This is a genomic window from Mesorhizobium sp. B2-5-13 (assembly GCF_006440535.1).
Classification (GTDB): Bacteria; Pseudomonadota; Alphaproteobacteria; order Rhizobiales; family Rhizobiaceae; genus Mesorhizobium; species Mesorhizobium salmacidum.
Map to the genome: position 1 here is coordinate 235744 of NZ_VFUI01000004.1, position 26169 is coordinate 261912.

Genomic DNA, 26169 nt, shown 5'->3' on the forward strand with positions numbered 1-26169 from the left:
GCAGTCCACCGGGAAAGCGCCGGCAGCGCCTTCCCGGACGCAAGCTTATTCGCCGCGCATCGTCGCCTGGAAGGTCGGCAGGTGTTTCTTCTGCGCTTCCAGCATGCGTTCGCGGTAGACACCGTAGATGACGTCGGTATCATGCAACGTCACGCCGGCGATCGTCGGCGAGGCGAAGACCGGCAGTTCGATGCCGCGCTTGGCGAGTTGCTCGGCCGTGCGCGCGATCAACTCATGCGCCAGGATCATGGCGAGCACCGTCGATGAGCCCGACACCGGACGGGTCCAACCTTCGACCGGTACGATGGCGTCCTCGATCGGCGAGCAGGTGTCGATGACGAGATCCGCCGCGTCGGCCAGCCGCTTGCCGGAGGAATGCGTCGCCGGCTTGTCGAGATTGTTCTTGCTGGTCACCGCGACGACGAAGATGCCACGCTTCCTGGCATAGAGAGCGGTGTCGATGCCGGACGAATTGCGGCCGCTGTGGCCGAAGATGATGATCGAATCGCCCTTGTTGAGCGGCTGGTGGTCGAGGAATTTCTCGGCATACTTTTCAGTTCGCTCCAGCCACAGAAGCTCGCGCACCCCGCCGGCGCCGAGCACGTTGTGCCACATAACGCGCGGGTCGGTCAGCGGATTGAAGCCGACATAGCTGCCGTAGCGCGGGAACACTTCCTGCACAGGCAGCACCGAATGGCCCGAACCGTAGAGATGGACCAGCCCGCCGCCTTCCAACGAGTCGGCAAAGCGGCTGGCGGCCTGGCCGAAGGCCTCTTCATTGGTTTTCGCTGCCTTGTCGATGAGAGCGGCGAGACGGTGGATGTAGAGATCGGACACGTGGGTACTCCTGTTTAAAGGTCTGCTCGGGAGGGTGGATCAGCTTCGCGGATTGGACGGGACGCGCCCGGCGCGCAGCGTCGAGCGGATTTCGTAGCGGTCGCCGCGCATGATGGAGACGGTGAATTCGAACGGGCCGCGCTCGTCGGTGGTGATGCGCTCGACGATGAAGGCGGGGCTGCCGGCGGGCAGGTCAAGCAGTTCGGCATCCGCCGCCCCAACCGCGCCGACGCGGTAATTTTCCCGTGCGGCCGCCGGCACAATGCCGTAGTGACGCTCCAGCGCCTCGTAGAGCGAACCCTGCAGCAGGCCGGCGTCGAGGAAGCCCGGCACGCGCGCGGCCGAAAGCTGCGCCGTCTGGATGCCGATCGGCTCGCTGTTGCCCAACCTGAGACGCCTGATGCGCACCACCGGATCGCCCTCCTCGATCTCCAGCGCGCCGGCGGCAGCCGCATTGGCTGATGTCAGGCCGCAGTCAAGCAGGCGCGAGCCGGCGACCACACCCATATTGCCCATTTCCTGGGTGAAGCTGGTCAGCTCGCGGGTGCCTGCCACCAGCGTGGTGGAGCGCACAAAGGTGCCGCGGCCATGCTCGCGCCTGAGCAGGCCGCCTTCCTCCAGATTGCGCAGGGCGTGGCGCAAAGTGATGCGGCTGACACCGAACAGGGCACACAGCCGGTCTTCGGCCGGGATCTGGTCGCCGGTCGCCCATTCGCCGCTCTTGACGATGGCGCGGATCGCCTCCTCGACCTGATACCAGAGCGGCTCCGGCCGTCTGCGGTCCGGCTGCTGAAAACTCGCTTGGCTCATCGCACCTGTCTCCACTCTTTCCCCGCGCGACCAGCCAATGCCGCGCCGATAAGGCCGGCGCCCGGGCCGAACCGGCCGGACCGAACCTCGATGCCACGCAGATGCGACGGCAACTGGCGCCGCAGCGCGGCAAGCAGCGGTGGTCGGATCACGTCCAGCGCCTCGGCCAGTCCTCCCGAAATCAGAACCGCCTGCGGATCGAGCAGCGCCACAGCGCCGGCAAGCGCGGTGCCGAGCCGCCGCGCCGGCACTTCCAGCAAGGTCTGCGCGGCGAGTTCCCCGCCTTGGGCGGCGGCGATCAGCTGGCGGCCATCGGCGAGGCCAATCTGGGCGGCAAGCGCATCGAGTGCCCGGCCCGAGGCGACGCGCTCCAGCCAGCCACCGCGCTCCTCGCCATGATCCTTGATGTCGGCGCAGGCCCAGCCGAACGAACAGGCGCCGCCATGCGCGCCGGCAACTATGCGGCCGTTGGCCAGCACCGCCGAGCCGATGCCGGTGCCGATGGCGAGCAGGATCGCATCCGACATGCCCTTGGCCGCGCCCTCGACGACTTCCGCCAACAGCGCGATCTGCGCGTCGTTGCCGAGCGCCACGGGCAGGCCTGGAAACAAGGCCTGGATGTCGAGGCCGTCGAGAAACGGCAGGTTCGGGATCCAGCGGCAGACGGCACCTTCGACAAGCCCGGGCACCGCGATGCCGAACGCCTCGATCGCCCCAGCCTCGGCGCGCAGGGCCTGGACGCGGGCAACGAACGCATCAAGACTGGCCGGCGCCGGCTCGCGGCTCGGCATGTCCAGCGCACCGATGTCGCCGGTGAAGACGGCGGCGCGCAGATTGGTGCCGCCGAGATCGATGGCCAGAACCCGCGTCATCGGCCAGGCCCTTTGCCGAACGGCGGCGCGAACAGGCCGCTGCCGGCATTCCACGAATGCGACGCCGTCGCGAAGCCTTGTGCGTAGCGCGTACCGCGCAGGCAGCCGCGCAGCCGGTAGAGCGCGCTGTAGTAATCGACATAGGGAAAGCTGCTGAGGCCCCGCGCCAGCTCGTATTCCTCGACCGCCTCGCTCCAGGCCTCGAAGCCATCGCTGACATCCACGAGATGCTCGGGCCGAAAACCGTCATCGTCCTCCCAGTTCTCGCCGAACAGGAGCAGTTGCGGCGTGTGCGCCGCGTGGTCGCTGGCAATGGTCGGCAGGGCGGCGTAGAAGATGCCGGTCTGCGTCAGATGCGCGGCGGCGCGATGGTCCTTGTGCCAGCTGCCGTGCCAATGGGTAATGACGATCTCGGGTTTGAGTTCGCGAATGACGTCGCATACCTCGAGCGCCGTCTCGTCGTCCGACGGCAGGAAGGCGTCGCGCAGGCCGAGGCTGCGTACCTTGACACCAAGCCGCTCAGCCGCCCTGCCCGCTTCCTCTTCCTTCTGCACGCAATAATGCGCGGGGACGAGACAGGGATGCCCCTGCTCGCCCATGGTCAGGTGCAGGAAGGTCACCGTGGCACCGCGCTTGACGGCGGCGGCGGCCAGCGGCCCGGCGATCACCTCGGCATCGAAGGCGTGCGCGCCGACAACCAGGATGGAGCTTGCGGCGTAAATCCTATCCTCGATCATTTCATGCCTCCCCCGGCACCGACGCCTTCGCGAATCTGGCGGGCAAGCAGACAATACATGATCAGGATGGGCGCCATGGAGATCGCCAGCGAGGCGAACACCAGCCCCCAGTCGGTGCGGAATTGGCCGACGAAGACGCTGATCGCCAGCGGCACCGTCTTGTAGCGGTCGTCGAAAATGAAGATCAGCGGGAAGAAGAAGTCGTTCCACACGGCGATCGCCGTGAAGATGGCGACGATCGAGACCGCCGGCTTCACCATCGGCAGCATGATCTGGAACAGGATGCGGACCTCGCCGGCGCCGTCCATGCGCGCCGCCTCGTCGAGTTCGGAGGGCAGCACGCGCATGAAGTTGGCGAAGATGAAGACGGCGAAGGGAATGCGGATCGCCGAATAGACGAGGATCAGGCCGGTCAGGGAGTCCAACAGGCCGAGGTTGCGCATCAAGGTGAACAACTCGACAGAGGCCAATCTGATCGGCAGCATGATGCCCGACAGGAACAGGCCGAGCATGATGGCGTTCCAGCCGAGCTTGTAGCGGCTGAGCGGATAGGCAGCCATCGCCGAGACGACGATGGTGAGAATGACCGCGCCGGCGGTGACGATCAGGCTGTTGATGAAATTGTGGCCGAGATCGGCGCGCGTCCACGCCCGGACGAAATTGTCGAAAGCCCAACTTTGCGGCAGGCCGAGCCTGTTGTCGTAGATTTCGGCCGTGGTCTTGAAGCAGGAGACGACGAGAATGTAGAGCGGCAGCAGAACCGCCGCTGTCCAAATGGCCAGCACGGTCCAACCCGGCAGCCGCGCCAGTCTTGGCGGAAACGTCCTGTATGGGATCGCCGGCACGCTCATAGCTGCACCGTGCGGCGATCGAAGAAGCGCAGCATCAGCAGCGTGCCGATGCTGAGGATCAGGAACAGCACGGTGCCCAAGGCCAGCGCCAGACCTATATCAGTGATACCGACAGCGCCCTCGGCGCCGAAGGCCAGCCGGTAGAAATAGGTCACCAGCGTGTCGGTCGAATAGCTCGGATTGCCCTGCACGCCTTGCATCACATAGACGATGTCGAACTGGTTGAAGGTGTTGATGAACGACAGCGTCGTCAGCGTGCCGAGCGCCGGCATCAAAAGCGGCAGCGCGACGGAAAACAGCATGCGCGCATTGCCGGCGCCGTCGAGCTTCGCCGCCTCGAAGATCTGGCCGGAAATCTGCCGCAGGCCCGCCGTGTAGATCAGCACCGGCAGGCCCATCCAGTTCCAGGCGTCGACGGCGATCAGCACTCCAAGCGCGGTGTGGCTGTTGCCGAGCACGGTGAGGCTGCCCTGATGGAGGCCGAGCCCGTTCAGCGCCCATTCGACGACGCCGCCCGGCGCCAGAAGCAGGCGCCACAGCGCCCCGACGATGACGGGGCTCAGAACCGCCGGAAAGAAAAACACTGACTGGAAGAAGGCCGCTCCCCTGTCGCGCAGGAACAGCAGCCAGGCGAACAAAAGGCCGATGCCATTCTGGAAGAGCATGATGCCGAAAAACCAGGCGGTATTGTGCCACAGCGCGCCATAGAGCCGCGCACCGCTGGGAAAGACAAACAGGCGCGAAAAATTCGACGGGCCGGCGAATTCGACCATGCGCAGGCCCTTCCAGATGAACAAGCTGCCCCACAGCGACATCGCCAGCGGATAGAGGACGAAGAGCGTGTAGACGGCCAGCGCCGGCAAGATGAAAAGCACGGCCATGCGCTGCTGCGTGCGTTTCAGGCTGCTTGGGCGGTGAAAATTGGTCATGCGTTGTTCTGTCCGGCGAGAGGCCGGCCGCGATGCGACCGGCCTGGCTCCTCACTGCTTCGGCTTGAACCAGGTGGCGACGGCGGCCTGCATATCGGCGGCCAGCTTCTCCGGCGCGATGTTGCCCTCGACCATGTCGATGATCTCCGACTGCAACACAGAGGACGCCGTCGGCGACTGCCAGCGGAAGCCGACCAGCGTCAGATACGGCGTCGAGTTCTTCGACATTTTCATCATCTGCGCCAGCACCGGATCCTTCACGGTGACGTCGGTGCGGGCCGGCGGCCAACCGAGCTCATCGGCGAACATCTGCGCGAATTCGGCCGAAGCCATGAAGCCCAGCACCTTGGTCGCGGCCTCCTTGTTTTGACTCTCGGAGACGAGACCATAGGAACCGTCCGAGAAGGCCGACGTGTAGAGCTTTGCCCCGGCATCGTCGGCTGGGAACGGGAAGATCGAGAATTTCAGCTTCGGGTTCTGCGCCTTAAAGCTGCCGTTCTCAAAGGACCCACCGAGGAACATCGCCGCCTTGCCGCCGATGAACTGCTGCGTGGCCGTGGTGTAGTCGATGCCGGCGAAGCCGTCCGGGAAATAGGGCTTCAGCTCGGCGAAGCGCTTCAGCGCCGCGACATAGCGCGGATCGTCGAAGGTCGCCTTGCCGGTCATCATCTCGTCGTAGAAATCAGGGCCGTAGACGGTCGGGCCAATGACGCCGACGCCGATCTCCAGCTCCCAAGCGGAGCCATTGGCGCCGCCGGTTGCGATCGGGGTAATGCCGGCCGCCTTCAGCTTGCCGCAGGCGGCGACGAAATCCTTGTAGGTCTTGGGGATCTCGATGCCTTGCGCGGCAAAGATATCCTGATTGTAGAACACGCCCATCATCGGCACCGAATAAGGCACGCCGTAGAGCTTGCCGTCGGTGCGGCCGCGCGCGCCGCCAAGGGCGGCATCCGGCATGTTCTTCAATTCCGGCACGCTGTCGTCGAGCGCGTCGAGATAACCGGCATCGACGAAGGGCTGCAACTCGCCATAGGCTTTTAGCTGGGCGATATCGGGCCCGCGACCACCGCGCAGCGCGGTGCTCAGCCGGTTCTGGTAATCGGCGTCCGGCGTGAACTGAATGTCGACCTTGATGCCCGGGTTCTTGGCCTCGAAGGCATCGAAGATGCGACGCATCGCGGCCTCGTCCTCGGTGCGCCAACTCCACAGCGTCACCGTGCTGTCGGCCCACGCCGGCAGGGTGATGAAGGTACCCGCGCAAGCGGCGGCAAGGCCGCCGATCAGCCCAAGCGCGGCGCGCCGATGAATTGAAAGCATGCTCATTGCCAGTTCTCCCGTTTTTCCCTGTCCTTGGCGTCTCGCGGCGCTTTAATGCCGCAAGTCATTATAACGACATAGCGTTGTTCGCAAGAGGTGCCATTTTCCTTCAGGGCAGAATCGTCGAATTCCCGATCCAACAAATCCGCTTAACTCGCTGTTTTAATCTGTAAAATTAATGCTCCAGGAGCACAGGAAGATCCGCGTCGATCCTGCAAGCAGCTTTTTCGCAAACAGGGCCTTGCGCCCCTGCTTCATGTTGTCATAACGTCATCGTGATCGCTATGCTCAAATGGAGGATGAGGATGTGGTTTGCCTGGACGTCGAAACTGGCACTGGCCGCGGGCCTTGCCATCCTGCCGACCACCGGCTGGGCGCAATCGGTCAACATCTCCTACCTGACGCACTGGTCGCCCGAGACGGTGGCGTTGCTGGAGGCGGCGGCCAAGGGCTATGCCAAGACCAATCCGGATGTCAGCGTCACCGTGCGCGCCGTTCCGTTTGGAGATCTCCTGACCACGCTTCGCTCCCAAGGCGGTAGCGCGGACGGCCCGACGATCGGCGGTATCTACGATCTCTGGCTGCCGGAACTCGCCCGCGACAAGCTGGTCGCGCCTGCCCCTGAGGCGGTGGCGAGCGAAGTCAAGGGCGCCTGGCCGGCGGGCGTCGTCAGTGCCGCTTCGGTCGGCGGCAAGCTCTACGGAATTCCCAACGAAATCGATGTCTATGCGCTGAACTACAACAAGGCGCTGTTCAAGCAGGCGGGTATCGCCGCTCCACCAAAGACCTGGGACGAGTTCAAGGATGCGGCGAAAAAGCTGACCAACAAGGATGCCGGCCAGCAGGGGTTCGGCATGATTAATTCATGGGCGGCCGGCGTCGTCCATCCCTTCGCCTCGCTGCTGGTTTCCAATGGCGGCGAGCTGGTCAAGGACGGCAAGCCAGTGCTGGACAGCAAGCAGGCCGCCGAGACGTTCCAGCTTTATGAAGACCTCGTCAAGTCCGGCGCCAGCGTGCCGGCGATGGCGACGGCCGACGCCAACACCACCGGGCCATTCCTCGACAATTTCGTCTCCGGCAAGACCGGCATGATCATCATGGCCAACTGGTGGGAGAGCGCGCTGAAGACCGGCATGGGCGACAAGTTCACCGACATCGCCACGGCACCTATCCCGGTCGGCCCGAGCGGCGACAAGCCACATTCGATTTCCTATTCCTGGATGACTGTGGTCAATGCCAATGCGGGCCAGGCCGAGCAGAAGGCGGCATGGGAATTCCTCGCCTGGCTCAACAATCCGAAATCCGGCAAGAGCGGCGCTTCGGCGATGTCCGATATCTTGATGTCGATGGGCATCCTGCCGTCGCGCACCTCCGACATCGAAGCGCACAAGGACAAGCTCGGCTCGGAATTCCTGTCCGGCTATGTCAGCGTGCTCGCCGATGCAAAACCCTTCCCGGTGGTGCCGGGCGGACAGGAATTCTCGGAATCCCTACAGCAGACGATCGAGGCGTTGCAGTATGGCCAGGTCTCGGCCAAGGATGCGCAGGCGACGGCGCAGGCCGACGCCACTTCGATCCTGGAACGCGCCGCCAAGTAGTCATCAGAGCCAAGTAATGATCAGAACGTAATGATCCAGAGGTACCGTGCCTCGGCGGGCATCATGCTTACGCCCGCCGTGACGCTGATCGGCATATTCATCCTGCTGCCGATGCTGCTCACCGTCTGGCTGTCCTTCCAGGACTGGTCGACGCAAACGCCGTTTTCCAGTGCGAGCTTCATCGGCCTCGACAATTTCCGCGAGATCTTTGGGCCGACCTCGGTCGGACGCGACTTCAAGGGCGCGTTGACCAACACCGCTATTTATACCGCACTATCCGTCATCCTGATCCTGCCGCTCTCGGTAGCCTTCGGCCTGATGGTTTACCAGCACGATGTCGCTGGCGGCACGGAGCTGAGGACGGTGCTGTTCTCCACCTATATGGTGCCGATGATCGCGGTGGCGCTGGTCTGGTCGAAGCTCTATTCGCCGAGCGAGGGGCCGCTCAACCAGATGCTTGGCCTGGTCGGCGTCGGACCGCAACCCTTCTTGTCGTCGCCGCGCTCGGCGCTGATCTCGATCGTCTTCCTCAACGTCTGGCAGCAGGTCGGTTATTTCACCGTGCTGGCGATCGCCGGCCTGACGCAGATACCCGGCAGCCTCTACGAGGCGGCGAAGCTCGACGGCGCCAATCGCTTCGAGCAGTTCCGCTTCATCACCTTGCCGCTGATGCGGCGCACGCTTTTGTTCAGCGCCGTCATCGCCATCATCAACGCTGTGCAGGTGTTCGAGCCCGTGGCGCTGATCACACAAGGCGGGTCAGTCGGCTCGACCAATGTCTTGACCTATCACATCCGCCGCGTAGGTATCGAACGCGCGCAGGGAGGGCTGGGTTCAGCCATGGCTGTCATGCTGATGCTGTCACTAATCGTCGTCGTCTGCGCACTCTTCGCACTCGCCAACCGGAAGGACCAGGAATGAGCGCGGGATCGTCGAGCTGGTTTGCGCGTAGACGCCCCTCCGGCCGCAAGGCGCTGCTGGCCACGCTGATGCTGCTCGTCGCCGTTGCATCCGCCTTCCCGCTGGTGTGGATGGTGCTGTCCAGCCTGAAAACCCCGGCCGAGAGCATGCAGGTGCCGCCGGTCTGGATCCCGCATACGCCGAGCCTCGATGCCTATGAAAAGGTCTCCGGCGTGGTCAATGTCGGCCGCTCGATGTGGAATTCCCTGGTCATCGCATCGATCACCACGGCCGGTATCCTCATCACCTCCATGATGGCCGGTTACGCCTTCGCCAAATACCACTTCCCTGCCCGCTCGCTTTTGTTTTCGGTGCTGATCGCCACAATGTTCCTGCCGCCGATCGTGACACTGATCCCGCTCTACCGGCTCGTCGGCTCGATCGGCCTCAATGCCAGCCTCGCCGGCATCATCGTGCCCAACCTCGCTAATGCCTTCGGCATCTTCCTGATGCGCCAGTTCATTGCAGGCGTGCCCGACGATCTGATCGACGCCGCGCGCATGGACGGCGCCTCGGAGCTGCTGATCCTCTACAAGATCGTCGCGCCCAGCGTCGCTCCGGCGATCGCCGCACTGGCCCTCTTCGCCTTCGTCTATCACTGGAACAGCTATCTGTGGCCGCTGACCGTGCTGCAGGGCAATGCCGATGCCTATCCGATCGTCATCAGCCTCAGCCGGCTGTTGAGCTACAACCGGGGCGCTGTCAACACCGGGCTGGTGATGGCCGGCGCGACGCTGGCCGTACTGCCGCCGCTCATCCTGTTCGTCTTCCTGCAGCGCTTCTTCGTCGATTCCATCGTCGGCTCGGCCATCAAGGGATAGCTAAAGCATGATCCCAAAAAGTGGATACCGGTTTTAGCACGGCGCACAGCAAGGTCGGCACGATATCTGGCTGCGTTGCCGGGCTTTCATCCATGGGTTTGTGCTCCAGGGGCAAGCGATGCGATGAAATCGCGGATCAGCGCGACCAGCGCTTCAGGTTGTTCGACGCAAGGAATATGTCCGGCGTCGCGGATGATCTCGAAACGCGCGCCGGGGATCAGAGCGGCCAGCGAACGGACGAGATCGGGAGGTGTGGAGCCATCCTGGTCGCCGACGATGCAGAGCGTCGGCACGGTGATGCGGCGTGCCGCGTCGGTGAAGTCGGCATCGCGGACCGCCATGCAGGTTCCGATATAGCCGGGCAGTGCCTGTCTGATCAGCATGTTGCGGCAGCCGGCAAGATCGGCGGTGCGCGCGGCATGGAAATCCGGCGTGAACCACACTTTCATCACGCCATCGGCGATCGCCTCGATGCCGTCGCGCTCGATGGTCGCAATGCGGCTGTTCCAGCTCTCGGCAGTGCCGATCTTGTGGGCCGTATCGCTGAGGACCAGGGCGTGGACGATTTCGGGCCGGCGGGCGTAGAGGCGTTGCGCGACCATGCCGCCAACCGACAGGCCGACCAGGACAACCTCGTTGAAACCGAAATGGTCGATGAGGGCGCTCAGATCGTCGGAATGGTCGTCAATCGAGCGTACGCCGGTGCCATTGTCGGAAAGCCCGTGACCTCGCTTGTCATAGACGAGCAGAGGCATCTCGCCGGCCAGAAGCGCAACGACCTCGTCCCAGATGCGGAAGTCGGTGCCGAGCGAATTGATGAAGACCAGCGGTGGCGTCCTGCCGTTCGCCTCGACATACCGGTGATGCAGCGTGACGCCGCCAAGGGTGACGAATGGCACGATTTCGATCCTCCATTTCCACATTGCACAAGGCATTTGGTTCGGCAAAATGATATTTTGCACCAACGGCATGACCGCGCCGGCCACCGAGATCGAGACGGTCTCGGAATCATTCGGCCGCGCCTTCATGCGGCAGAGCCATGCGGTGTGATCATTTCAGCCGGCGAGGTCGCGAGCGGCGGTCGGAGATGAAGCACAGATGCCATTTGGCGGCATCAAGGGCTCCGGCGTCGTCTTGCGGCTGACAAGGAAGATCAAACCACCAATGACGGCGTGAAGCGAACGCTGGCGGATCGCCTTTGGCCGGGCGCCAGCACGATGCAGCCGGTGCTGACATCCTCGTGGTCCATCCGGTTGAAGGCGTCGGTGATGTTGCTGACCGGCTCGGCGCAAAAGAACGGCTCGCCGGGCGGGGTGTAGAGGACGAGGAAATCGAGCGGCGCCTCCGCCTCGATATCCAGCTGCCGTCCACGTTCGGGCCAAGAAATCCGGGCGTGGCGCGCCCACCCGGTGAAGACCGTGTCGAAGTCCACTTCCGATACGTCAAAGCCGATGGATGGATCGGCGCCTGCAGGCGGCGGGACATGCCGGATGGGCAGGACCTCCGTATCGGTTTCCCACATGCCTGATACCCGGGCCTGGACATGCGTCCACGGTGTCGCCGGAAAGCAGGGATGGAGGCCGAAGCCGACCGGCATCGGCGCGTCCGACAGGTTGCGCACCGCAATGGTCATGCAAAGCCTGCCGCCTGCCAGAGAGATCTTCTGCTCGGCTTCATAGCTCCATGGCCAGGAATCGGCGGCGTGGCGATAGCGCAGGACGACCATGCTCGCTTCATGGCTCACGACCGTCCACGGGTGACGCCAGCCATGGCCGTGCTCATGATGTGGATCGTCCGGACCCGTTGGGAGTCGAATGGGGCGCCCCGCGAATTCGAAGCGGCCACCCCTGATCCGATTGGAATAGGGCACAAGCGGAAAGCAAGCCATGGCGCCGGCATCGCGACGGCTGATCGCCGCTGGATCGGCCGGGCGTAGCCAATCCACGGCTGAACCATTTTGCCACCACCGATACGACGCCAGTGCTCCGCCGGCTGCCGGAGCAATTTCGACCGTCGCGATGCCGTCAGTGATCGAGACCAGCTCCGTGCGTTGCGTGGCAACGGCTGCGGATTTCTTTGTCATCGGCACTCCCCAATCCCTTGACTCCAACCGCCATGGCTATAAGACATATCATATGAATAGTATGAAGAATAGAAAATCATTCAGCACTGCGCGCACGTCACGGGTTGCCGTGGCGGTTTCCAGCGGTTCCACCGCGCTGCACGCGACGGTGGTCGAGCAGATCGGCTTGCGCATCGTGCAAGGCGATTTCCTGCCCGGCGAAGCCCTGCCGAATGCCGATGATTCCAGCGAGATGCTAGGGGTCAGCCGCACGGTGCTGCGCGAGGCGATCAAGGTGCTGGCCGGCAAGGGGCTGGTGGAATCGCGGCCGAAGACCGGCACACGGGTGCGTCCGCGCGCGGACTGGAATTTCCTCGATCCCGACGTCCTGTCATGGCGCTATGCTGGCGGTGTCAGCGCCGACGATGTCCGGGCATTGTTCGAATTACGCCGCGCCATCGAGCCGATGTCGGCGGCCCTTGCCGCCCAGCGCGCCACACCGGTGCAGGTCGCCGAGATCCATGCCGCGCTCACCGAAATGGAAGCAGTCAGCGACGACGGCGACCGCTTCGCCAAGCCTGACCTTCTGTTCCACCAGACCATTCTGCGCATGACCGGCAACGAGCTGATCGGCTCGCTGGCGGCGCTGGTCGAGACCGCATTGGTAATGAGCTTTCGCCTCTCCAACGACAATCCTGAGGGCCAGCGCCACTCCTTGCCGCTGCACCGGGAAGTGGCCGAGAAGATCGCCGCCGGCGACGCCGCGGGCGCGCAAAAGGCGCTGCTGGTGCTCATCGACAATGCCGAGGATGACGTGCGCCGCAGCGTCGAGAACCGCAACAAACGCCGCAACGATCGGGGCCTGCAATCGTGACCGAGACCAAGCGCAAACTGCGGTCCGAAGCCTGGTTCGGCGGTCAAGGCAAGAACGCCTTCATGCATCGCAGCTGGATGAAGAACCAGGGCATCCCGGCAGATGCTTTCGACGGCCGCCCGGTGATCGGCATCTGCAACACCTGGTCGGAACTGACCCCGTGCAATGCCCACCTGCGGGCGCTGGCCGATCACGTCAAGCGTGGTGTCTATGAAGCCGGCGGCCTGCCGCTGGAGTTCCCCGTGATGTCGCTGGGCGAAAGCAACATGCGCCCCACGGCCATGCTGTTCCGCAACCTGGCCAGCATGGATGTCGAGGAATCCATCCGTGGCAATCCGATTGACGGCGTCATCCTGCTGGTCGGCTGCGACAAGACCACGCCGGCGCTGCTGATGGGGGCTGCCTCGTGCAATCTGCCGACCATCGCCGTCTCTGGTGGGCCAATGCTCAACGGCAAGTTCCGCGGACAGGATATCGGCTCGGGGACGCATGTCTGGAAATTCGCCGAGGAGGTCAAGGCCGGCCGCATGCCGATCTCCGACTTCCTCGCGGCCGAGCAGGGCCAGAGCCGGTCGGCGGGCAGTTGCATGACGATGGGCACAGCCTCGACGATGGCCAGCATGGTGGAGGCGCTCGGCATCGGCATGCCGGACAATGCGGCGATCCCGGCGGTTGATTCGCGCCGTGGCGTGCTCGCCCAACTGGCCGGACGGCAGATCGTCGACCTAGTCCACCGGGACGTGACGATTTCGCAGATCTTGACCAGGGAGGCCTTCGAAAACGCCATTCGCGTCAACGGCGCGATCGGCGGCTCGACCAATGCGGTGCTGCATCTGATCGCCATCGCCAACCGGGTCGGTGTCGATCTCGGCCTCGATGACTGGGACCGCCTTGGCCGCGACGTTCCGACCATCGTCGACCTGATGCCGTCGGGCCGGTTCCTGATGGAAGATTTCTACTATGCCGGGGGGCTAGCGGCGGTCATGGCGTCGCTTGATGAAGTGGGGCTTCTTCATCGCGACGCCATGACCGTCAGCGCCAAGACCATCGGTGAACTGATCGATGGCGCGCCAAACTACAACCGTGAAGTCATCCGGCCGCTGAGCGAGCCGCTGACCAAGGAGGGAGGCATCTCGATCCTGCGCGGCAATCTGGCGCCCAATGGGGCGGTCATCAAGCCGTCGGCGGCAACGCCTGAGCTGATGCAGCATCGCGGCAAGGCCGTCGTCTTCGAGAACATCGAGCATTACTACGCCCGCATCGACGATCCGGAGCTGGATATCGATGCGTCTTCGGTGATGGTGCTTAAGAATTGCGGACCGCGCGGTTATCCCGGGATGGCCGAGGTCGGCAACATGCCGCTGCCGGCCAAGCTGCTCAGGGAAGGCGTCTCCGACATGGTGCGCATTTCGGACGCGCGCATGAGCGGCACGGCTTACGGCACGGTGGTGCTGCATGTGGCGCCCGAGGCGGCGGCAGGCGGCACGCTGGCGCTGGTGCGCGACGGCGATCTCATCGAGCTCGATGTTGCCGGCCGCCGGTTGGAGCTGCTGGTCTCGGATGAGGAACTGGCGATCCGCCGCCGCGACTGGAAGCCCCCGGCCCCGCCGCAGGGTGGCTACCAGAGCCTCTATGTCGAGCGCGTGCTGCAGGCCGACAAGGGTTGCGATTTCGACTTTCTCGTCGGTCGGCGCGACGCCGGCATCCCCCGGCATTCCCATTAGAGAGGCGCGTGATGACGGATCAGATCGGCAGCTACGCGACTTACCCCAGCCTCAAGGGCCGCAGCGTGTTCATAACCGGGGGCGGCAGTGGCATCGGCGAGAGCCTGGTGCGCCATTTCTGCGCCCAAGGCAGCCGCGTCGCCTTCGTCGACCTGGCGCAGGAGCCTTCACGACGTCTGGTCGATGCGATCGCAACCGAAGGACATCCCGCCCCACTGTTCATTCCCTGCGACCTGCGCAATGTCGAAGATCTGCAGGCCGCCACCGCGCAGGCGGCGCGGCACAACGGCCCGATCCAGGCGCTGTGCAACAATGCCGGTAATGACGACCGCCATCAGACCAAGGATGTGACTGTGGCATATTGGGATGACCGCATGGCGGTCAATCTGCGCCATCAGTTCTTCGCGGCCCAGGCGGTGCGTCCGCAGATGAGCGCGCATGGCGGCGGCTCGATCATCAATTTCGGCTCCATCACCTGGATGGTCGGCGATCCCGATTGTCCGGCCTATGTCACCGCGAAGGCCGCTGTCTATGGTATGACGCGGGCGCTTGCCCGCGAACTCGGCCCCGAGCGCATCCGCGTCAATTGCATGGTGCCTGGCTGGGTCATGACAGAGCGCCAGATGCGGCTGTGGCTGAACCCGGCCGGCGAACGCCAGATCGCGGAGCGGCAGTGCCTGCCCGACCGGCTGCAGCCTTCCGATATCGCGCGCATGGCACTGTTCCTTGCCGCCGACGACAGCCGCATGTGCACGAGCCAGCAGTTCATCGTCGATGCGGGCTGGGTGTGACCGGTACAGTCTCAAGGGAAGAAGGGTATTTCATGCGTCTGGTTCAGTACACAACGATCGATGGCGGCAGGCGGGTCGGCCGCGTCTCCGATGACGGCAATCGCCTGCATCCACTCGACAAGACCAGCACCGTGCTGGAACTCGCCGAAGCGGCGATCGCCGAGGGCGCGTCCATCGCGTCGCTGATCGAGAAGCGGACAGGTGCGGCCACGGTCGACTATGGCGAACTGCTGCGCGAAGGTTGCGTGCTCGCTCCCGTCGACCACCCGGAACCGGCGCGGTTCCTGGTCACCGGCACCGGCCTGACCCACACCGGAAGTGCCGCCGCGCGCGACAAGATGCACGTGCTGACCCACGGCGAGGACGCCGAGGAATCGGACTCGCTGAAGATCTTCCGCATGGGCCTGGAGGGCGGCAAGCCCGGTGCCGGCAAGATCGGAATCCAGCCCGAATGGTTCTTCAAGGGTGTCGGCACCTGTGTCGTGCCGCCCGGCGCCGATCTGCCGATGCCCGCATTCGCGAAAGCTGGCGCAGAAGAGGCCGAGATCGTCGGGCTCTACCTCAATGGGCCGGACGGCCGCCCCTACCGCATCGGCTATGCGCTGGGTAATGAATATTCCGACCATGTGACGGAGGCCGAGAACTACCTCTATCTCGCCCACTCAAAACTCCGCTCCTGCTCGATCGGCCCGGAACTTTTGATCGGCGACCTGCCCGAAGAAGTGCGCGGCCATTCCCGCATTCTGCGCGACGGCACTGTTATCTGGGAACAGGAGTTCCTGTCGGGTGAAGCGCACATGTCGCACTCGATCGCCAATCTCGAACATTTCCATTTCCGCTACCCGATGCACCGCAGGGCTGGCGACCTGCACGCCTACTTCTTCGGTGCCGCGGTGATGAGCTACGCCTCCGGTATCAAGACGGCTTCCGGCGACGAATATGAAATCCAGGCACAGGCATTCGGCAAGCCGCTGCGCAACCGGATGGTGTCGGTGCCGGACGAGGGACTGGTCGCCGTCACCCGGTTGTGACGGCGACAGCCCCGGAAATTACGGTCCACCAGAACGACAATGGGAGATTAAAAATGGGACTGAAGAAAGCGTTTCTGAGACTAGCGACCATCGGGCTCGGCATCGGCCTGATGACATCGGCGGCGCTCGCCGCGAACCTGCGCGTGCTGGCCTGGGACGGCTATGCCGACCCGGACTGGGTGAAGGACTTCACCGCCGCCACCGGCATCGGCGTCGATGTCGTCTTCATCGGCAGCGATGACGAGATCTGGGCCAAGATCAAAGGTAGCGAAGGGCAGGACTTCGATGTCTTCGCCGTCAACACCGCCCAGCTGCAGCGCTACATCAAGGCCGATCTGGTATCGCCGATCGACATCACCAAGCTGGCGAACCAGAAGGACGTGCTGCCGCGCTTCCGCGATCTGTCCCAGGTCAGCGGCGACACCAAGGACGGCAAGGTCTACGGCATTCCGTTCTGCTTCGATTCCATCGGGCTGATCTACGACACCGACAAGGTCAAGCCGGCGCCGACCTCGATGTCGGTCCTGTGGGATCCGGCCTACAAGGGCAAGATCCTCGCCTATGACAATGGTGAGCACAATTTCTCGTTCACCGCGCTGACGCTCGGCTACAAGGATCCGTTCAACCTCAATGAGGAGCAGATGGCGGCGGTCAAGGCCAAGCTGGTCGAACTCAAGCGCAATGTGCTGAGCTTCTACACCACCGCCGACGAGGCCCAGCAGATCTACCAGAACAATGACGTTGCGCTGATCTGGGCCAATTACGGCCAGCAGCAGGTCAAGGCGCTGCAGAAGATCGGCGCTCATGTCGCCTACGTCAATCCGAGCGAAGGGGCGCTTGCCTGGCTCGACAATTGGGTGATCTCCAAGGGCGTCCGCGACAATGCGGCGGCCGAGAAGTGGATCGACTTCATGCTGAGCAAGAAGATCGGCGGCGAGCTTTCCGAGCGTACCGGATTCGGCAACACCGTGGTCGAGACGAGCAGCGCCGGCGGCAATGACAAGCTGGTCTGGCTCAACAATGTCGAGGACCCGCTCAAGCGTTCGGACATGTGGAACGAGGTCAAGGCGACGCCCTGATCCCTTCCACACCTGACCTCGAAGGACCCGGCGGTCCGGACGTTCCGGACCGCCGAAGCGTATGCGAGAATAATCCATGAGCCAGAACACCGACCTCTTGACGCTGCGGTCCGTCTCGAAATCCTACGGCACGGTTCCCGTGCTGCACGACATCGACCTGTCGATCCGGGACGGTGAGTTCCTCACCGTTCTTGGACCGTCAGGCTCGGGCAAGACCACGGTCCTGCGGCTGATCGGCGGGCTGGAGCCGTTGAGCTCGGGCGAGATCCAGCTGGACGGCCAGGACATCAGCCGCATGCCGATCAACCGGCGGCCGTTCAACACCGTGTTCCAGGACTATGCGCTGTTCCCGCACATGACGGTTTCCGGCAATGTCGGCTATGGGCTTTCGGTGCGCCATCTCAAGCGCAAGGAGATCGCGCGCCGTGTCGGAGAAGCCCTCGAGCTGGTACAGCTCGGCCGCTTTGCCGAGCGCTTCCCGGCGCAGCTTTCGGGCGGCCAGCGCCAGCGCGTCGCGCTCGCCCGGGCGCTGATCTGCCAGCCGCGCCTGATCCTGCTCGACGAGCCGCTCGCGGCACTCGATCTCGAATTGCGCCGGCAGATGCAGGAATTCCTGAAATCCATCCAGCGCGAGATCAAGACCACCTTCCTGTTCGTCACTCATGACCAGGAGGAAGCGATCGGCATGGCCGATCGGATCTGCGTCATGCAGGCCGGCCATATCCGTCAGCTCGGCACGCCGCACGAGCTCTACTACAAGCCGAATTGCGAGTTCGTGGCGCGCTTCTTTGGTGAGAACAATCTGGTGGCCGGAAGGCTCGGTCCCGTGCAGGGCGGCCAGCGTCCGATCGAGACGGCCCTTGGACGCCTGGTCTGCTCGATCGGCGACCAGCCGCATCTGAAGGCCGCCCCCGACGGCGCCAACGCCTTCGCGGCGTTCCGTCCTGAAGCCTTGCGTCTTGCGGATGCCAATGATGGCGACAACCGCTTTTCCGGCCGCATCGCCGAGCTGGCCTTTGCCGGCTCGTCGACAGTTGCCACGATCATGGCGGGGGCGGACGATGCAGCGCAACGCCTGCGGTTGCGCATGCCGAGCCGGATCGACGGCAGCGCGCTCAAGTCAGGCGAGACGGTCTCGCTCTGCTTTGCGCCGCATGAAGGCCATCTGGTGCTGGCATGAGCGGAGCCGGCTCGACACACGCTGCGGAACGGCGATTGTCACAGTTGGTCACAGTGCTGGCCTTCGCGCTGCCGGTGATCTTCGTCCTCCTGCCGCTGGCAATCTTCCTGGTCTACAGTTTCTTCAGCGTCGACCAGGGCACGATCGTCTACGCGCCGACACTCGGCAACTATGTCAGGTTCGTCACCGACCCTATCTTTCTGCCGGTGTTCTGGAACACCATCGTGCTGTGCGTGTCGGTGGCGGTGATCTGCATCCTGCTCGCCTACCCCGCGGCCTATTTCCTGACGACGCTGAAGGGACGGTGGCGCTATGCCTTGCTGATGCTGCTGCTGGTGCCACTGCTGATGAGCTACGTCATCAAGATCTACGCAATCCGCAGCATCCTCGGCCTCAACGGCTTCCTCAACAAGGCGCTGGTGGCGCTCGGCATCCTGGATCAGCCGTCGACGCTTTTCGTGTTCAACATGAACGCCATCCTTTTGACGCTGAGCCTGCTTTTGATCCCGTTCGCCATCCTGCCGATCTTCCTGTCGCTGGAGCGGATCCCGCAGACCTTGCTGCGTGCCTCGGACGACCTTGGCGCGAGTGGCCTGCAGACGTTCCTGCGCATCACCTTGCCGCTCAGCCTGCCCGGCGTCGCCTCGGCGGCGAGCTTCGTCTTCGTGCTGGCGATCGGCGATTTCCTGACGCCGCAGATGGTCGGCGGGATCAGCGGCTTCACCTTCGGCCGCATCCTCTACAGCCAGTTCGGCACGGCCTATAACTGGCCGTTCGGCGCGGCGCTGTCGGTGGCGCTTGCGATCGTGGTGATCGCCGCCATTCTCATGGGCGAACGGTTCGGACGCAGCCGGGGAACGTCGGTATGAGCGCGCTACCCCGGCCGTCCACCATCTTCCTGGCCGCGATCACGGCGCTGGTCACGGTGCTGCTCTACAGCCCGCTCTTCGTGCCGATCGTGTCGTCGTTCTTCACCATTTCACATGGCGATGTCGACTGGTCGTCACCCACCCTTGCGACCTATGTGGCGCTGGCGGGGAACCATGACATCCTGGCCGCCCTGCGCACCACGTTGATCGTCGGCGTCTGTACCGTCGTGCTGTCGGTGGTCAGTGGAACTCTGCTGGCGCTCTACTATCATGGCCGCCGCTCGGGACGTTCGGTTCTGCAGTTCATCGTCTTCCTGCCATTCCTGATGCCACCGATCATCAGCGGCCTGGCGCTGCTGATCTTCTTCCGCGAGATCGGCCTCGAGCGCTCGCTGCTGACCGTCGTCATCGGCCACACCGTCTTCGTGCTGGCGATCGTCTATCGCACCGTGCTGATGCGGCTGCAGTCGATGAGCCGCACGCTCGTCGAAGCATCCTACGATCTCGGCGCCAGCGGCTGGCAGACCTTCTGGCGCATCATCCTGCCGAACCTGTCGAGCGCCATGGTCGGCGGCGCCATCCTGGCCTTCGCGCTGTCGTTCGACGAAACCATGATCACCATCCTGGTCACCGGAACGCAAAGCACGCTGCCGGTCAGGCTGTGGGCGATGATGCGGCTTGGCTTCTCGCCCGACATCAACGCGCTGGTGGCGCTGATCCTGATGTTCACCGTCCTGCTCTGCGTGCTCGCCGCCCGTTTTCTCATTCCCAAGCAGATGGCGACTGAACGGAACTGAGGTTTAAGCCAGGATGATCATCCGGCAGATGCAGCTGGGTTGAGATCGAAGACGCGACCTGGATTGAGAATGTTGTTCGGATCGAGCGCCGCCTTCAGCCGCCGCATCGTGGCGATCTCGGCGTCGCTGCGCACCAGATGCAGCCACTGCTTCTTGTCGAGGCCTATGCCGTGCTCGGCCGACACGCCGCCTCCGGCCGCCGCCACGCCGCGATAGATGATACCGTAGGCCGACGCCGGATCCATCGTCAGGACCTGATAGTGCAGGTTGCCGTCGCCGAGATGGCCGAAGACATAGATGTCGGCGCCGGGATCGACGGCATGGATGGCGGCATCGGCTTCCTGCAGGAAGGTTGCCATGCGCGCCAGCGAGATGCTGATGTCGACGCCGATCAGGCCTTTCATCGAAAACAGGACGCGGTTGGCATCCTCGCGCACATCCCAGAGCGCGCGGAACTCGCGCGGTGACTGCGAGACGACCACATCGTCGACGACGCCGTCCTCGACCGCCTGCATCAGCACCTCGGCGAAGCGCTCGCCGTCGCGTTCGGGTTCGCTGCCCTGGATTTCGGCCAGCACATAGACGGGTGAGCCGGGAGGCAACGGCGCCGGCATGGTCATGCCGGCGACCATGATGTCATAGAGCGGCGCGAAGTTGACCTCATAGGCTGATAACAACGGGCCGAGCTTTTGCCGGAGCAGCGCAAGCAACGCGATCGCCGCATCGAGCGAAGGCAGCGCGCAGAAGGCGTTCACTTCGGATGCGGGCTTCGGGTGCAGTTTGAGCGCGGCGCGGGTGACGACGCCGAGCGTCCCCTCCGCGCCGATGAAGAGCTGGCCGAGGTCGTAGCCGGAATTGTCCTTGGGCAAGCCTTTGAGCGACGTCAGAACGCTGGCGTCGGCAAGCACGGCCTCCAGTCCCAGCACCTGTGCGCGGTACATGCCGTAGCGCAGCACGCGGATGCCACCGGCATTGGTGGCGATGTTGCCGCCGACCGTGGCCGAGCCGCGCGCGCCGATATCGACGCCGAACATCAGACCGGCGCCATCGGCAGCCTCCTGCACGGCCTGCAACGTTGCGCCGGCTTCGACAACGATCGTGGCGGCTTGACGATCCGGCGCGGCAAGGCCGGTCATGCGCTCCAGCGACAGCACGATCTCGCCCGGTTGAACGCGCGCGCCACCGGCCAGCCCGGTGCGGCCGCCCTGGATGACGACCGGCTGGCGAAGAGCGTTGCACGCGGCGAGTGCTGCCGCGACACCCTCGGTGTCGAGCGGGCGCAGCACGGCTTCGGTAAGCGCGCCGAGCTTGCCGTCGGGATCGTCGCGGTACCGCTGGTCGACGTCGGAGCCGGCGCGCACGCCGCCCGCGCCCAGCCTGTCGCCAAGCGCGGAGAGAAGCTGTTGCGTTTCAGGCGACATCCGGCTCAGGCGCCTGCGCGACAAGGCGCATCGTCAGCATCCAACAACCGGGTGGCCCGATGAATATCCTTATCCAACACGCTCGCCATTCCCAAATTGCAGCCCGCCGATCCTATTCGTGATTGCATGCCGTGCAAGCGATATCGGCCTGCCTTAGGCGATACCGGCATCAATCGCGAGAGCCGAGATTGATGCCGGAAGGACCGCGTTTACTGAAGCTTGGCCTGCAGCGCGTTGACGTCGTCGGTGGTCATTTCGCCGTCGGTGGTCACTTTGCCGTCGGCAATTTTCCACAGCCGGAACGGACCGGTGATGTCGCCAAACTTGTCGAAGGCGACCGGACCGATGACGCCTTCATAGCGGATCGGCTTGCCATCCTTGATCAGGCCGAGCGCCTTGGCGAATTCTTCCTTGCCGGCATAGATCGGCGTGCCAGCCGGGTCGACCGCCTTGTACATGGCATCCTTGATCTTGGCCGGGTCCTCGGAGCCAGCAATCGCGATGGCGAGCCCGACAATGGCACCGGCATCGTAGGAGCGGTCGGCCGCCGGGTTCGTCGGTTCGATGCCGGAAAACGCCTTGTAGTTCTTGGTGAAATACTCCGTCGAGGCGGTCGGGCTGGTGCCAGAGGACGTGCCATAGGCGTCCTTCAGATAATCGGCGCCAACCGACTCGATGAAATCAGGGCTGTTCATGCCGTCATTGAGCAGGAATTTCTGCACGCCGCCCTGCGAGATCCAGGTGCGGGCAATGGTGGCGCCGTCGACGGGCGTGCTGACCAGGTAAAGCCCATCCGGCTCGCCGGCCATTGCCGCGGTGACTTCCGAGGCATAGCTCGACTGCTTCTCGTTATAGGGCGTGTCGGAGACGATGGTGCCGCCGAGCGCTTTGTAGGCACGCGAGAATTCGGCCACCATGTTGACGCCGAAGTCGTTGTTGACGTGGATGATGGCCAGCTTCTTAAAACCCTTGTCGACGGCGTATTTGGCAGCGGCCACGCCCTGCAGCGCGTCCGAGGTGATGGTGCGGAAGAAGATGCCGTTGGTCTTGCCGTCGCGACCGAGTGTCGTCAGCGTCGGCGAGGATGAGGCCGGCGAGACCTGGACGATCTTGGCCGGCGCGGTCACCGAAGTCAGGATCGGGATCGACACCGAGGAGATGATGCCACCGATGATAACAGGCACTTTCTTGACCTGGACCAGCTGGGTGGCGGCATCGACCGCGATGTTGCCCTGGCTCTGGCTGTCGCGCGTGTCGGTAACGAGATCGCAGCCGCGCACGCCGCCGGCTTCGTTGATGTCGCGGAAGGCCATCTCGACCGACTTGGCGCCGGCCTGGCCGTATTCGCCGGCCGGGCCGGTCAGTTCCATGACGAGGCCGACGGTGATCTTGCAGTCGGCGGCCTGTGCGGCACTGGCAATCGTGACGAGAGCAAGAGCGGTAGTGAGCTGGAGTATCGTCTTTCTCATTGTTGTTCCCCTTGAGTTACATGAACTGATTTGACGTCTGGAAAGTCTCAGTGTTCCGGCACCTGCAGCCAGGTTTCATGCAGATGCCGCCATTGGACGCCGTTGGGCGCCGATGAACTGGTGGTGAAGACCGCGCTCGACTGGCGGCGGCTGTGCTTGCCCGCGCGCAGCTGCGCCTCGACATAGAGGACGACGATCGTGCCGGCTGCCTGCCAGCCGGGCCGGATGTCCTCGATCGAGATAGCGAAGCCGTTGTCGCAGGTGGCGCGGCTGGAGCGCACATGGTCGATCACGGCATCGCGGTCGAGGATCTGGCCGCCTGGTGCGATCATGGTCAGGCCTTCGCCCATGACGGCTTCGAAGCGGCCGAAATCCACTTGGTCAGCGCGTTCGGCAACGAACCAGTCGACGAAAAAGCGATGCAGGTCGACGACTTCGGTGCTGGCCTGCGAAAACAACTTGTCGTTCGTGGTTTTCATATCCGGCCTGCGTTGAGATTGTAGTGCATGATCGAGCCATGGCGGCCGTGCCGGTCGCGCTCCAGCGTGTAGACGTCTCCCTCAAGACCGTTGCCCCGCGCTATGGCGGCGGCAATCCGCGCACGGTCATCGGCGTCGAGTACGACATCCATGATTCTGGCGTTGGCCAGCGCATGCGCCTGGTTGCGGGCACCGACGATGACCGCCGCCACTTGCGGCTGCTCCAGCACCCAGGCGCTGGCGATCGTGGCAATGTCGACGGCATGGCGGTCGCCGACCGCCTTCAATGCGCGAAGCAGTTGCTGGAACAGGTCCCAGCCGCCGAAATCGTCGATGATCAGCTTGTATTTGACCAGCGAGCGGTTTTCGAGCGGCACGGCGGGTTCGGCGACATCGAGCCATCTGTCGCTGAGAAAGCCGCCGGCCACCGAACCGTAGCAGAGGAAGCTCACGCCGTTTTCCTGTGCAAGTGCGGCGAGGCTGTGCGCCGGGCGCTGATCGAGCACCGAATATTGCAGCTGCTGGCTAACCAGCGGTATGCCGGCTGCCAGGATTTCGGCAAGCCGGGGCGTGTCGAAATTGGTGGTACCGAGATTGCGCAGCTTGCCCTCGAGCCGAAGCTCGTTGAGCCAACCCATCGCCTCGACATAGCGCGGCTGCGCATAATCCCACCAATGGAACTGCACGAGGTCGAGCCGCTCGGTCTTCAGCCTGCGAAGCGACTGGTCGACGATGCCCCTGATGTAGTCACGGCTGATCGTAGCGAGCCGTTCGAGATCGGGCACCAGTTTGGTGTGCACCTTCATTTTGGCCGCTGCATCGAGGCCGCGCTCATTGGCCAGCCGCAGGCGCGCGGCGCCGATCAGCTCCTCGACGCCGGTGTAGATATCGGCGCAGTCATAGGTCCAGATGCCGGCGTCGAAGGTGGCGATGAGGTCGGTCACGGCTTGGCTACGATCGATGGCGCCATGGCCGCCGGCCAGTTGCCAGCCACCTCGTATGACACGCGAAACGGTATAGCCGGGGCTGAGCTCGAAGGCCTTGGCGGTCATGTCAGGTCATTCTCCTCCGGCAGCGGCACGGCCGTGGTTTCGGCATGGCTGAACCGCCGCTTACCGGTCCTGACGATCCTTAGCCGGCTGGCGCAGTTGGGATCGGGACAGGCGATCTCAGCGTCCGAGGTCATCCAGTCATTCGGGTGAGTCGCGCGCTGCTTCGCCGCCAGCAGCGGCAGCACCGCCGAGATCGAATAGATCGAGAAGCCCTGCCCCGCCGGCATCGACAGCATCTCGCCCTTGAGTTCGAAATAGTCGCCGGCCTTGGCGCCGCAATAGATCGGCTTGCCCTGCGGGATAACCGCCTCGACGCGGAGATCGAAGAGCTCGAAACTGTCGTCAGCCATTTGAGGTCTCCACCAGGCTGAAGGTGATATCGCAGGCGCCGTTGCGCCGGATTATCCCACAGGCGGCGGCGAACTGATCGCGCTCCCCAGAACATACCTGCGCCACCACGCTTCCGGCCAGCCAGCCGATCGGGAACAGCAGACGCGCGCCCTGCCCGTAGAACAGGCCGATGTCGAAGATGGCATTGGGATTGCCGCCCCACATGCGCGGCGGAACGTAGGACAACACGATGTCGCCCGGCTGCGGCGTCAGCGTCGCGTTCTCGGCCGGCAGCGGTTGGGCATAGGCCCGCCCCTCGAGATCGGCTGATGGAACCGGGCAGGAAATCTCAGGTCCCGTCCACATGGCGTGAATGGCGGGGACGACACGTGGCGTGGCGAGATAGGCCGTGAGAAAGGCAGCATTTTCCGGCGCCTTCCCCGGCAACAGCAGCGCCGTGACGGAAAGCTTCGAGCGCGGCTCGCTGATCCTGATGGAGGTCATATCTGGCCTTTCGCGGCGGCGGATTGCAGTTTGCTGCGTAGGAAGGTGAAGGGCCGGCTGATGTCGGCGACAAGCGCTTCGCGCGCCGCGCGTGCGTCCTGCGTGGCCAGCGCCTCAACGATGCGGCGGTGATACTGGGCGGTGTCGACCTCGCCGGCTTCCGAGAAGGCGTAGATGGCGACGCGGATGCAAGGACCTGATTGCAGCCACAGGCTCTCGATCATCGGGATCAGCACGGCCGAGCCGCAGGAGCGGTAGATCTCGAAGTGAAAGCTCTGGTTGAGCGTCACTTCGCGGTCGACATCCTTCTTGTGTTTCAGCGCCCGCATCTCGTCCCATTCGCCGAGAATGGTTTCGATGGTGGCGATCTGGCGCGGCCCCATGCGAGCGGCGGCCAGCGCGATCGCCTCGCCCTCGATCAGCATGCGGGCCCGCAAAAGATCGTCGAGACGTTCCAGCGTGATTGGCGGTACCCGCACCGAACGGTTGGGCAGCGCCTCCAGCGCCTTTTCCGTGATCAGCCGACCAAGCGCCTCGCGCACCGGCATGGTCGAGGTGACCAGCGCATCGGCCAGACCGCGGATCGTCAGCACCTGGCTCGGCTCGAACAGACCGCCGATCAAGGCCCGACGCAGCTCGGAATAGACGCGATCCTGCACCGTTTCGCGACCGACCGGCGCGAGTTGGGCCGCAATCGCCTCGTTGTTTTTTTCGATGGCAGCCTTTTGCATGGAATTCCGTTCTCGGCGGGTTTTCGGCTTGCGGATGAAATTAA

Annotated in this window: 27 protein-coding genes; 11 read left to right on the top strand and 16 right to left on the bottom strand. The window is 63.9% G+C overall.

Annotated features, from left to right (window positions below):
* Nucleotides 1–45 precede the first annotated feature (45 nt).
* The 7 genes from FJ434_RS09595 to FJ434_RS09625 are packed head-to-tail and all read right to left on the bottom strand — an operon-like array spanning nt 46 to nt 6359.
* A complete protein-coding gene (locus tag FJ434_RS09595) occupies nt 46–837 on the bottom strand; it encodes an SIS domain-containing protein (RefSeq protein WP_140745888.1) in 792 nt (263 codons plus the stop codon).
* 39 nt (nt 838–876) lie between these two features.
* Nucleotides 877–1647: a GntR family transcriptional regulator gene (locus FJ434_RS09600; RefSeq protein WP_140505665.1), complete on the bottom strand. Its 771-nt coding sequence runs from the start codon at nt 1645–1647 to the stop codon at nt 877–879.
* The gene (locus FJ434_RS09605; RefSeq protein ID WP_140745890.1) at nt 1644–2519 is read right to left on the bottom strand and encodes an ROK family protein; all 876 of its coding nucleotides are present in this window, start codon (nt 2517–2519) and stop codon (nt 1644–1646) included. The genes FJ434_RS09600 and FJ434_RS09605 overlap by 4 nt, the downstream gene beginning before the upstream one ends.
* Complete coding sequence (locus tag FJ434_RS09610) at nt 2516–3256, bottom strand: PIG-L family deacetylase (RefSeq protein ID WP_140745892.1); 741 nt, start codon at nt 3254–3256, stop codon at nt 2516–2518. Before FJ434_RS09610 ends, FJ434_RS09605 begins: the two co-directional genes overlap by 4 nt.
* The gene (locus tag FJ434_RS09615; RefSeq protein WP_246678254.1) at nt 3253–4101 is read right to left on the bottom strand and encodes a carbohydrate ABC transporter permease; all 849 of its coding nucleotides are present in this window, start codon (nt 4099–4101) and stop codon (nt 3253–3255) included. The genes FJ434_RS09610 and FJ434_RS09615 overlap by 4 nt, the downstream gene beginning before the upstream one ends.
* Nucleotides 4102–4103: 2 nt before the next feature.
* Nucleotides 4104–5036 (bottom strand): sugar ABC transporter permease, encoded by a 933-nt coding sequence (locus tag FJ434_RS09620; RefSeq protein ID WP_140745897.1) that lies wholly within the window; start codon nt 5034–5036, stop codon nt 4104–4106.
* A 51-nt stretch (nt 5037–5087) separates the two neighbouring features.
* A complete protein-coding gene (locus FJ434_RS09625) occupies nt 5088–6359 on the bottom strand; it encodes an extracellular solute-binding protein (RefSeq protein ID WP_140745899.1) in 1272 nt (423 codons plus the stop codon).
* Nucleotides 6360–6658: 299 nt separating this feature from the next.
* On the opposite strand from FJ434_RS09625, the gene FJ434_RS09630 reads away from it, so the two are divergent.
* The 3 genes from FJ434_RS09630 to FJ434_RS09640 are packed head-to-tail and all read left to right on the top strand — an operon-like array spanning nt 6659 to nt 9732.
* Nucleotides 6659–7951 (top strand): sugar ABC transporter substrate-binding protein, encoded by a 1293-nt coding sequence (locus FJ434_RS09630; protein WP_140745901.1) that lies wholly within the window; start codon nt 6659–6661, stop codon nt 7949–7951.
* Nucleotides 7952–7981: 30 nt separating this feature from the next.
* A complete protein-coding gene (locus FJ434_RS09635) occupies nt 7982–8872 on the top strand; it encodes a sugar ABC transporter permease (protein WP_140745903.1) in 891 nt (296 codons plus the stop codon).
* Nucleotides 8869–9732 carry a carbohydrate ABC transporter permease gene (locus FJ434_RS09640; protein ID WP_140714793.1) on the top strand — a complete coding sequence of 288 codons (864 nt, stop codon included), beginning with the start codon at nt 8869–8871 and terminating at the stop codon, nt 9730–9732. The genes FJ434_RS09635 and FJ434_RS09640 overlap by 4 nt, the downstream gene beginning before the upstream one ends.
* An 86-nt stretch (nt 9733–9818) precedes the next feature.
* Here the strand turns inward: FJ434_RS09640 and pcaD are convergent, their stop codons facing one another.
* Together pcaD and FJ434_RS09655 are read right to left on the bottom strand one after the other, a co-directional pair.
* Nucleotides 9819–10631, bottom strand: a complete 813-nt coding sequence (gene pcaD, locus FJ434_RS09645) for a 3-oxoadipate enol-lactonase (protein ID WP_140745905.1) — start codon at nt 10629–10631, stop codon at nt 9819–9821.
* A gap of 254 nt (nt 10632–10885) precedes the next feature.
* The gene (locus FJ434_RS09655) at nt 10886–11815 is read right to left on the bottom strand and encodes an aldose 1-epimerase (protein ID WP_140745907.1); all 930 of its coding nucleotides are present in this window, start codon (nt 11813–11815) and stop codon (nt 10886–10888) included.
* A 52-nt stretch (nt 11816–11867) separates the two neighbouring features.
* On the opposite strand from FJ434_RS09655, the gene FJ434_RS09660 reads away from it, so the two are divergent.
* From FJ434_RS09660 to FJ434_RS09695, 8 genes are all read left to right on the top strand, one after another.
* The gene (locus FJ434_RS09660) at nt 11868–12668 is read left to right on the top strand and encodes a FadR/GntR family transcriptional regulator (protein WP_245262246.1); all 801 of its coding nucleotides are present in this window, start codon (nt 11868–11870) and stop codon (nt 12666–12668) included.
* Nucleotides 12665–14392, top strand: a complete 1728-nt coding sequence (locus FJ434_RS09665; protein ID WP_140505687.1) for an IlvD/Edd family dehydratase — start codon at nt 12665–12667, stop codon at nt 14390–14392. Before FJ434_RS09660 ends, FJ434_RS09665 begins: the two co-directional genes overlap by 4 nt.
* Nucleotides 14393–14403: 11 nt before the next feature.
* Entirely contained in the window at nt 14404–15183 is a 780-nt protein-coding gene (locus tag FJ434_RS09670) for an SDR family oxidoreductase (RefSeq protein WP_140505689.1), read from the top strand.
* Nucleotides 15184–15215: 32 nt separating this feature from the next.
* Nucleotides 15216–16214 carry an AraD1 family protein gene (araD1, locus tag FJ434_RS09675; RefSeq protein WP_140714799.1) on the top strand — a complete coding sequence of 333 codons (999 nt, stop codon included), beginning with the start codon at nt 15216–15218 and terminating at the stop codon, nt 16212–16214.
* Nucleotides 16215–16267: 53 nt separating this feature from the next.
* Complete coding sequence (locus FJ434_RS09680) at nt 16268–17293, top strand: ABC transporter substrate-binding protein (protein ID WP_140714801.1); 1026 nt, start codon at nt 16268–16270, stop codon at nt 17291–17293.
* 76 nt (nt 17294–17369) lie between these two features.
* On the top strand, nt 17370–18473 hold the full coding sequence (locus FJ434_RS09685) for an ABC transporter ATP-binding protein (protein WP_140505695.1): 1104 nt from the start codon (nt 17370–17372) through the stop codon (nt 18471–18473).
* A 35-nt stretch (nt 18474–18508) separates the two neighbouring features.
* Nucleotides 18509–19342 carry an ABC transporter permease gene (locus FJ434_RS09690; protein ID WP_246676044.1) on the top strand — a complete coding sequence of 278 codons (834 nt, stop codon included), beginning with the start codon at nt 18509–18511 and terminating at the stop codon, nt 19340–19342.
* Nucleotides 19339–20139: an ABC transporter permease gene (locus FJ434_RS09695; protein ID WP_140745911.1), complete on the top strand. Its 801-nt coding sequence runs from the start codon at nt 19339–19341 to the stop codon at nt 20137–20139. The genes FJ434_RS09690 and FJ434_RS09695 overlap by 4 nt, the downstream gene beginning before the upstream one ends.
* 17 nt (nt 20140–20156) lie before the next feature.
* On the opposite strand, the gene FJ434_RS09700 is transcribed toward FJ434_RS09695, so the two are convergent.
* From FJ434_RS09700 to FJ434_RS09730, 7 genes are all read right to left on the bottom strand, one after another.
* Complete coding sequence (locus FJ434_RS09700; RefSeq protein WP_140745913.1) at nt 20157–21560, bottom strand: FAD-binding oxidoreductase; 1404 nt, start codon at nt 21558–21560, stop codon at nt 20157–20159.
* A 209-nt stretch (nt 21561–21769) separates the two neighbouring features.
* Nucleotides 21770–23029: an ABC transporter substrate-binding protein gene (locus FJ434_RS09705; protein ID WP_027145087.1), complete on the bottom strand. Its 1260-nt coding sequence runs from the start codon at nt 23027–23029 to the stop codon at nt 21770–21772.
* Between the two features lie 47 nt (nt 23030–23076).
* Nucleotides 23077–23508, bottom strand: a complete 432-nt coding sequence (locus FJ434_RS09710) for a hypothetical protein (RefSeq protein ID WP_140505703.1) — start codon at nt 23506–23508, stop codon at nt 23077–23079.
* Complete coding sequence (locus tag FJ434_RS09715; protein WP_140745915.1) at nt 23505–24560, bottom strand: aldo/keto reductase; 1056 nt, start codon at nt 24558–24560, stop codon at nt 23505–23507. Before FJ434_RS09715 ends, FJ434_RS09710 begins: the two co-directional genes overlap by 4 nt.
* Complete coding sequence (locus tag FJ434_RS09720) at nt 24557–24910, bottom strand: TIGR04076 family protein (protein ID WP_140745917.1); 354 nt, start codon at nt 24908–24910, stop codon at nt 24557–24559. The genes FJ434_RS09715 and FJ434_RS09720 overlap by 4 nt, the downstream gene beginning before the upstream one ends.
* Nucleotides 24903–25394, bottom strand: coding sequence for a DUF3830 family protein (locus tag FJ434_RS09725; RefSeq protein ID WP_140745919.1), 492 nt, complete (start codon nt 25392–25394; stop codon nt 24903–24905). Before FJ434_RS09725 ends, FJ434_RS09720 begins: the two co-directional genes overlap by 8 nt.
* On the bottom strand, nt 25391–26125 hold the full coding sequence (locus tag FJ434_RS09730) for a GntR family transcriptional regulator (protein ID WP_140745921.1): 735 nt from the start codon (nt 26123–26125) through the stop codon (nt 25391–25393). The genes FJ434_RS09725 and FJ434_RS09730 overlap by 4 nt, the downstream gene beginning before the upstream one ends.
* Nucleotides 26126–26169: the final 44 nt, after the last annotated feature.

Coding starts and splice junctions, on each gene's coding strand:
- FJ434_RS09600 (WP_140505665.1), bottom strand. CDS start 1,647: ATGAGCCAAGCGAGTTTTCAGCAGCCGGACCGCAGACGGCCGGAGCCG.
- FJ434_RS09605 (WP_140745890.1), bottom strand. CDS start 2,519: ATGACGCGGGTTCTGGCCATCGATCTCGGCGGCACCAATCTGCGCGCC.
- FJ434_RS09610 (WP_140745892.1), bottom strand. CDS start 3,256: ATGATCGAGGATAGGATTTACGCCGCAAGCTCCATCCTGGTTGTCGGC.
- FJ434_RS09620 (WP_140745897.1), bottom strand. CDS start 5,036: ATGACCAATTTTCACCGCCCAAGCAGCCTGAAACGCACGCAGCAGCGC.
- FJ434_RS09625 (WP_140745899.1), bottom strand. CDS start 6,359: ATGAGCATGCTTTCAATTCATCGGCGCGCCGCGCTTGGGCTGATCGGC.
- FJ434_RS09630 (WP_140745901.1), top strand. CDS start 6,659: ATGTGGTTTGCCTGGACGTCGAAACTGGCACTGGCCGCGGGCCTTGCC.
- FJ434_RS09635 (WP_140745903.1), top strand. CDS start 7,982: ATGATCCAGAGGTACCGTGCCTCGGCGGGCATCATGCTTACGCCCGCC.
- FJ434_RS09640 (WP_140714793.1), top strand. CDS start 8,869: ATGAGCGCGGGATCGTCGAGCTGGTTTGCGCGTAGACGCCCCTCCGGC.
- FJ434_RS09655 (WP_140745907.1), bottom strand. CDS start 11,815: ATGACAAAGAAATCCGCAGCCGTTGCCACGCAACGCACGGAGCTGGTC.
- FJ434_RS09660 (WP_245262246.1), top strand. CDS start 11,868: ATGAATAGTATGAAGAATAGAAAATCATTCAGCACTGCGCGCACGTCA.
- FJ434_RS09670 (WP_140505689.1), top strand. CDS start 14,404: ATGACGGATCAGATCGGCAGCTACGCGACTTACCCCAGCCTCAAGGGC.
- araD1 (WP_140714799.1), top strand. CDS start 15,216: ATGCGTCTGGTTCAGTACACAACGATCGATGGCGGCAGGCGGGTCGGC.
- FJ434_RS09680 (WP_140714801.1), top strand. CDS start 16,268: ATGGGACTGAAGAAAGCGTTTCTGAGACTAGCGACCATCGGGCTCGGC.
- FJ434_RS09685 (WP_140505695.1), top strand. CDS start 17,370: ATGAGCCAGAACACCGACCTCTTGACGCTGCGGTCCGTCTCGAAATCC.
- FJ434_RS09695 (WP_140745911.1), top strand. CDS start 19,339: ATGAGCGCGCTACCCCGGCCGTCCACCATCTTCCTGGCCGCGATCACG.
- FJ434_RS09700 (WP_140745913.1), bottom strand. CDS start 21,560: ATGTCGCCTGAAACGCAACAGCTTCTCTCCGCGCTTGGCGACAGGCTG.
- FJ434_RS09705 (WP_027145087.1), bottom strand. CDS start 23,029: ATGAGAAAGACGATACTCCAGCTCACTACCGCTCTTGCTCTCGTCACG.
- FJ434_RS09710 (WP_140505703.1), bottom strand. CDS start 23,508: ATGAAAACCACGAACGACAAGTTGTTTTCGCAGGCCAGCACCGAAGTC.
- FJ434_RS09715 (WP_140745915.1), bottom strand. CDS start 24,560: ATGACCGCCAAGGCCTTCGAGCTCAGCCCCGGCTATACCGTTTCGCGT.
- FJ434_RS09720 (WP_140745917.1), bottom strand. CDS start 24,910: ATGGCTGACGACAGTTTCGAGCTCTTCGATCTCCGCGTCGAGGCGGTT.
- FJ434_RS09725 (WP_140745919.1), bottom strand. CDS start 25,394: ATGACCTCCATCAGGATCAGCGAGCCGCGCTCGAAGCTTTCCGTCACG.
- FJ434_RS09730 (WP_140745921.1), bottom strand. CDS start 26,125: ATGCAAAAGGCTGCCATCGAAAAAAACAACGAGGCGATTGCGGCCCAA.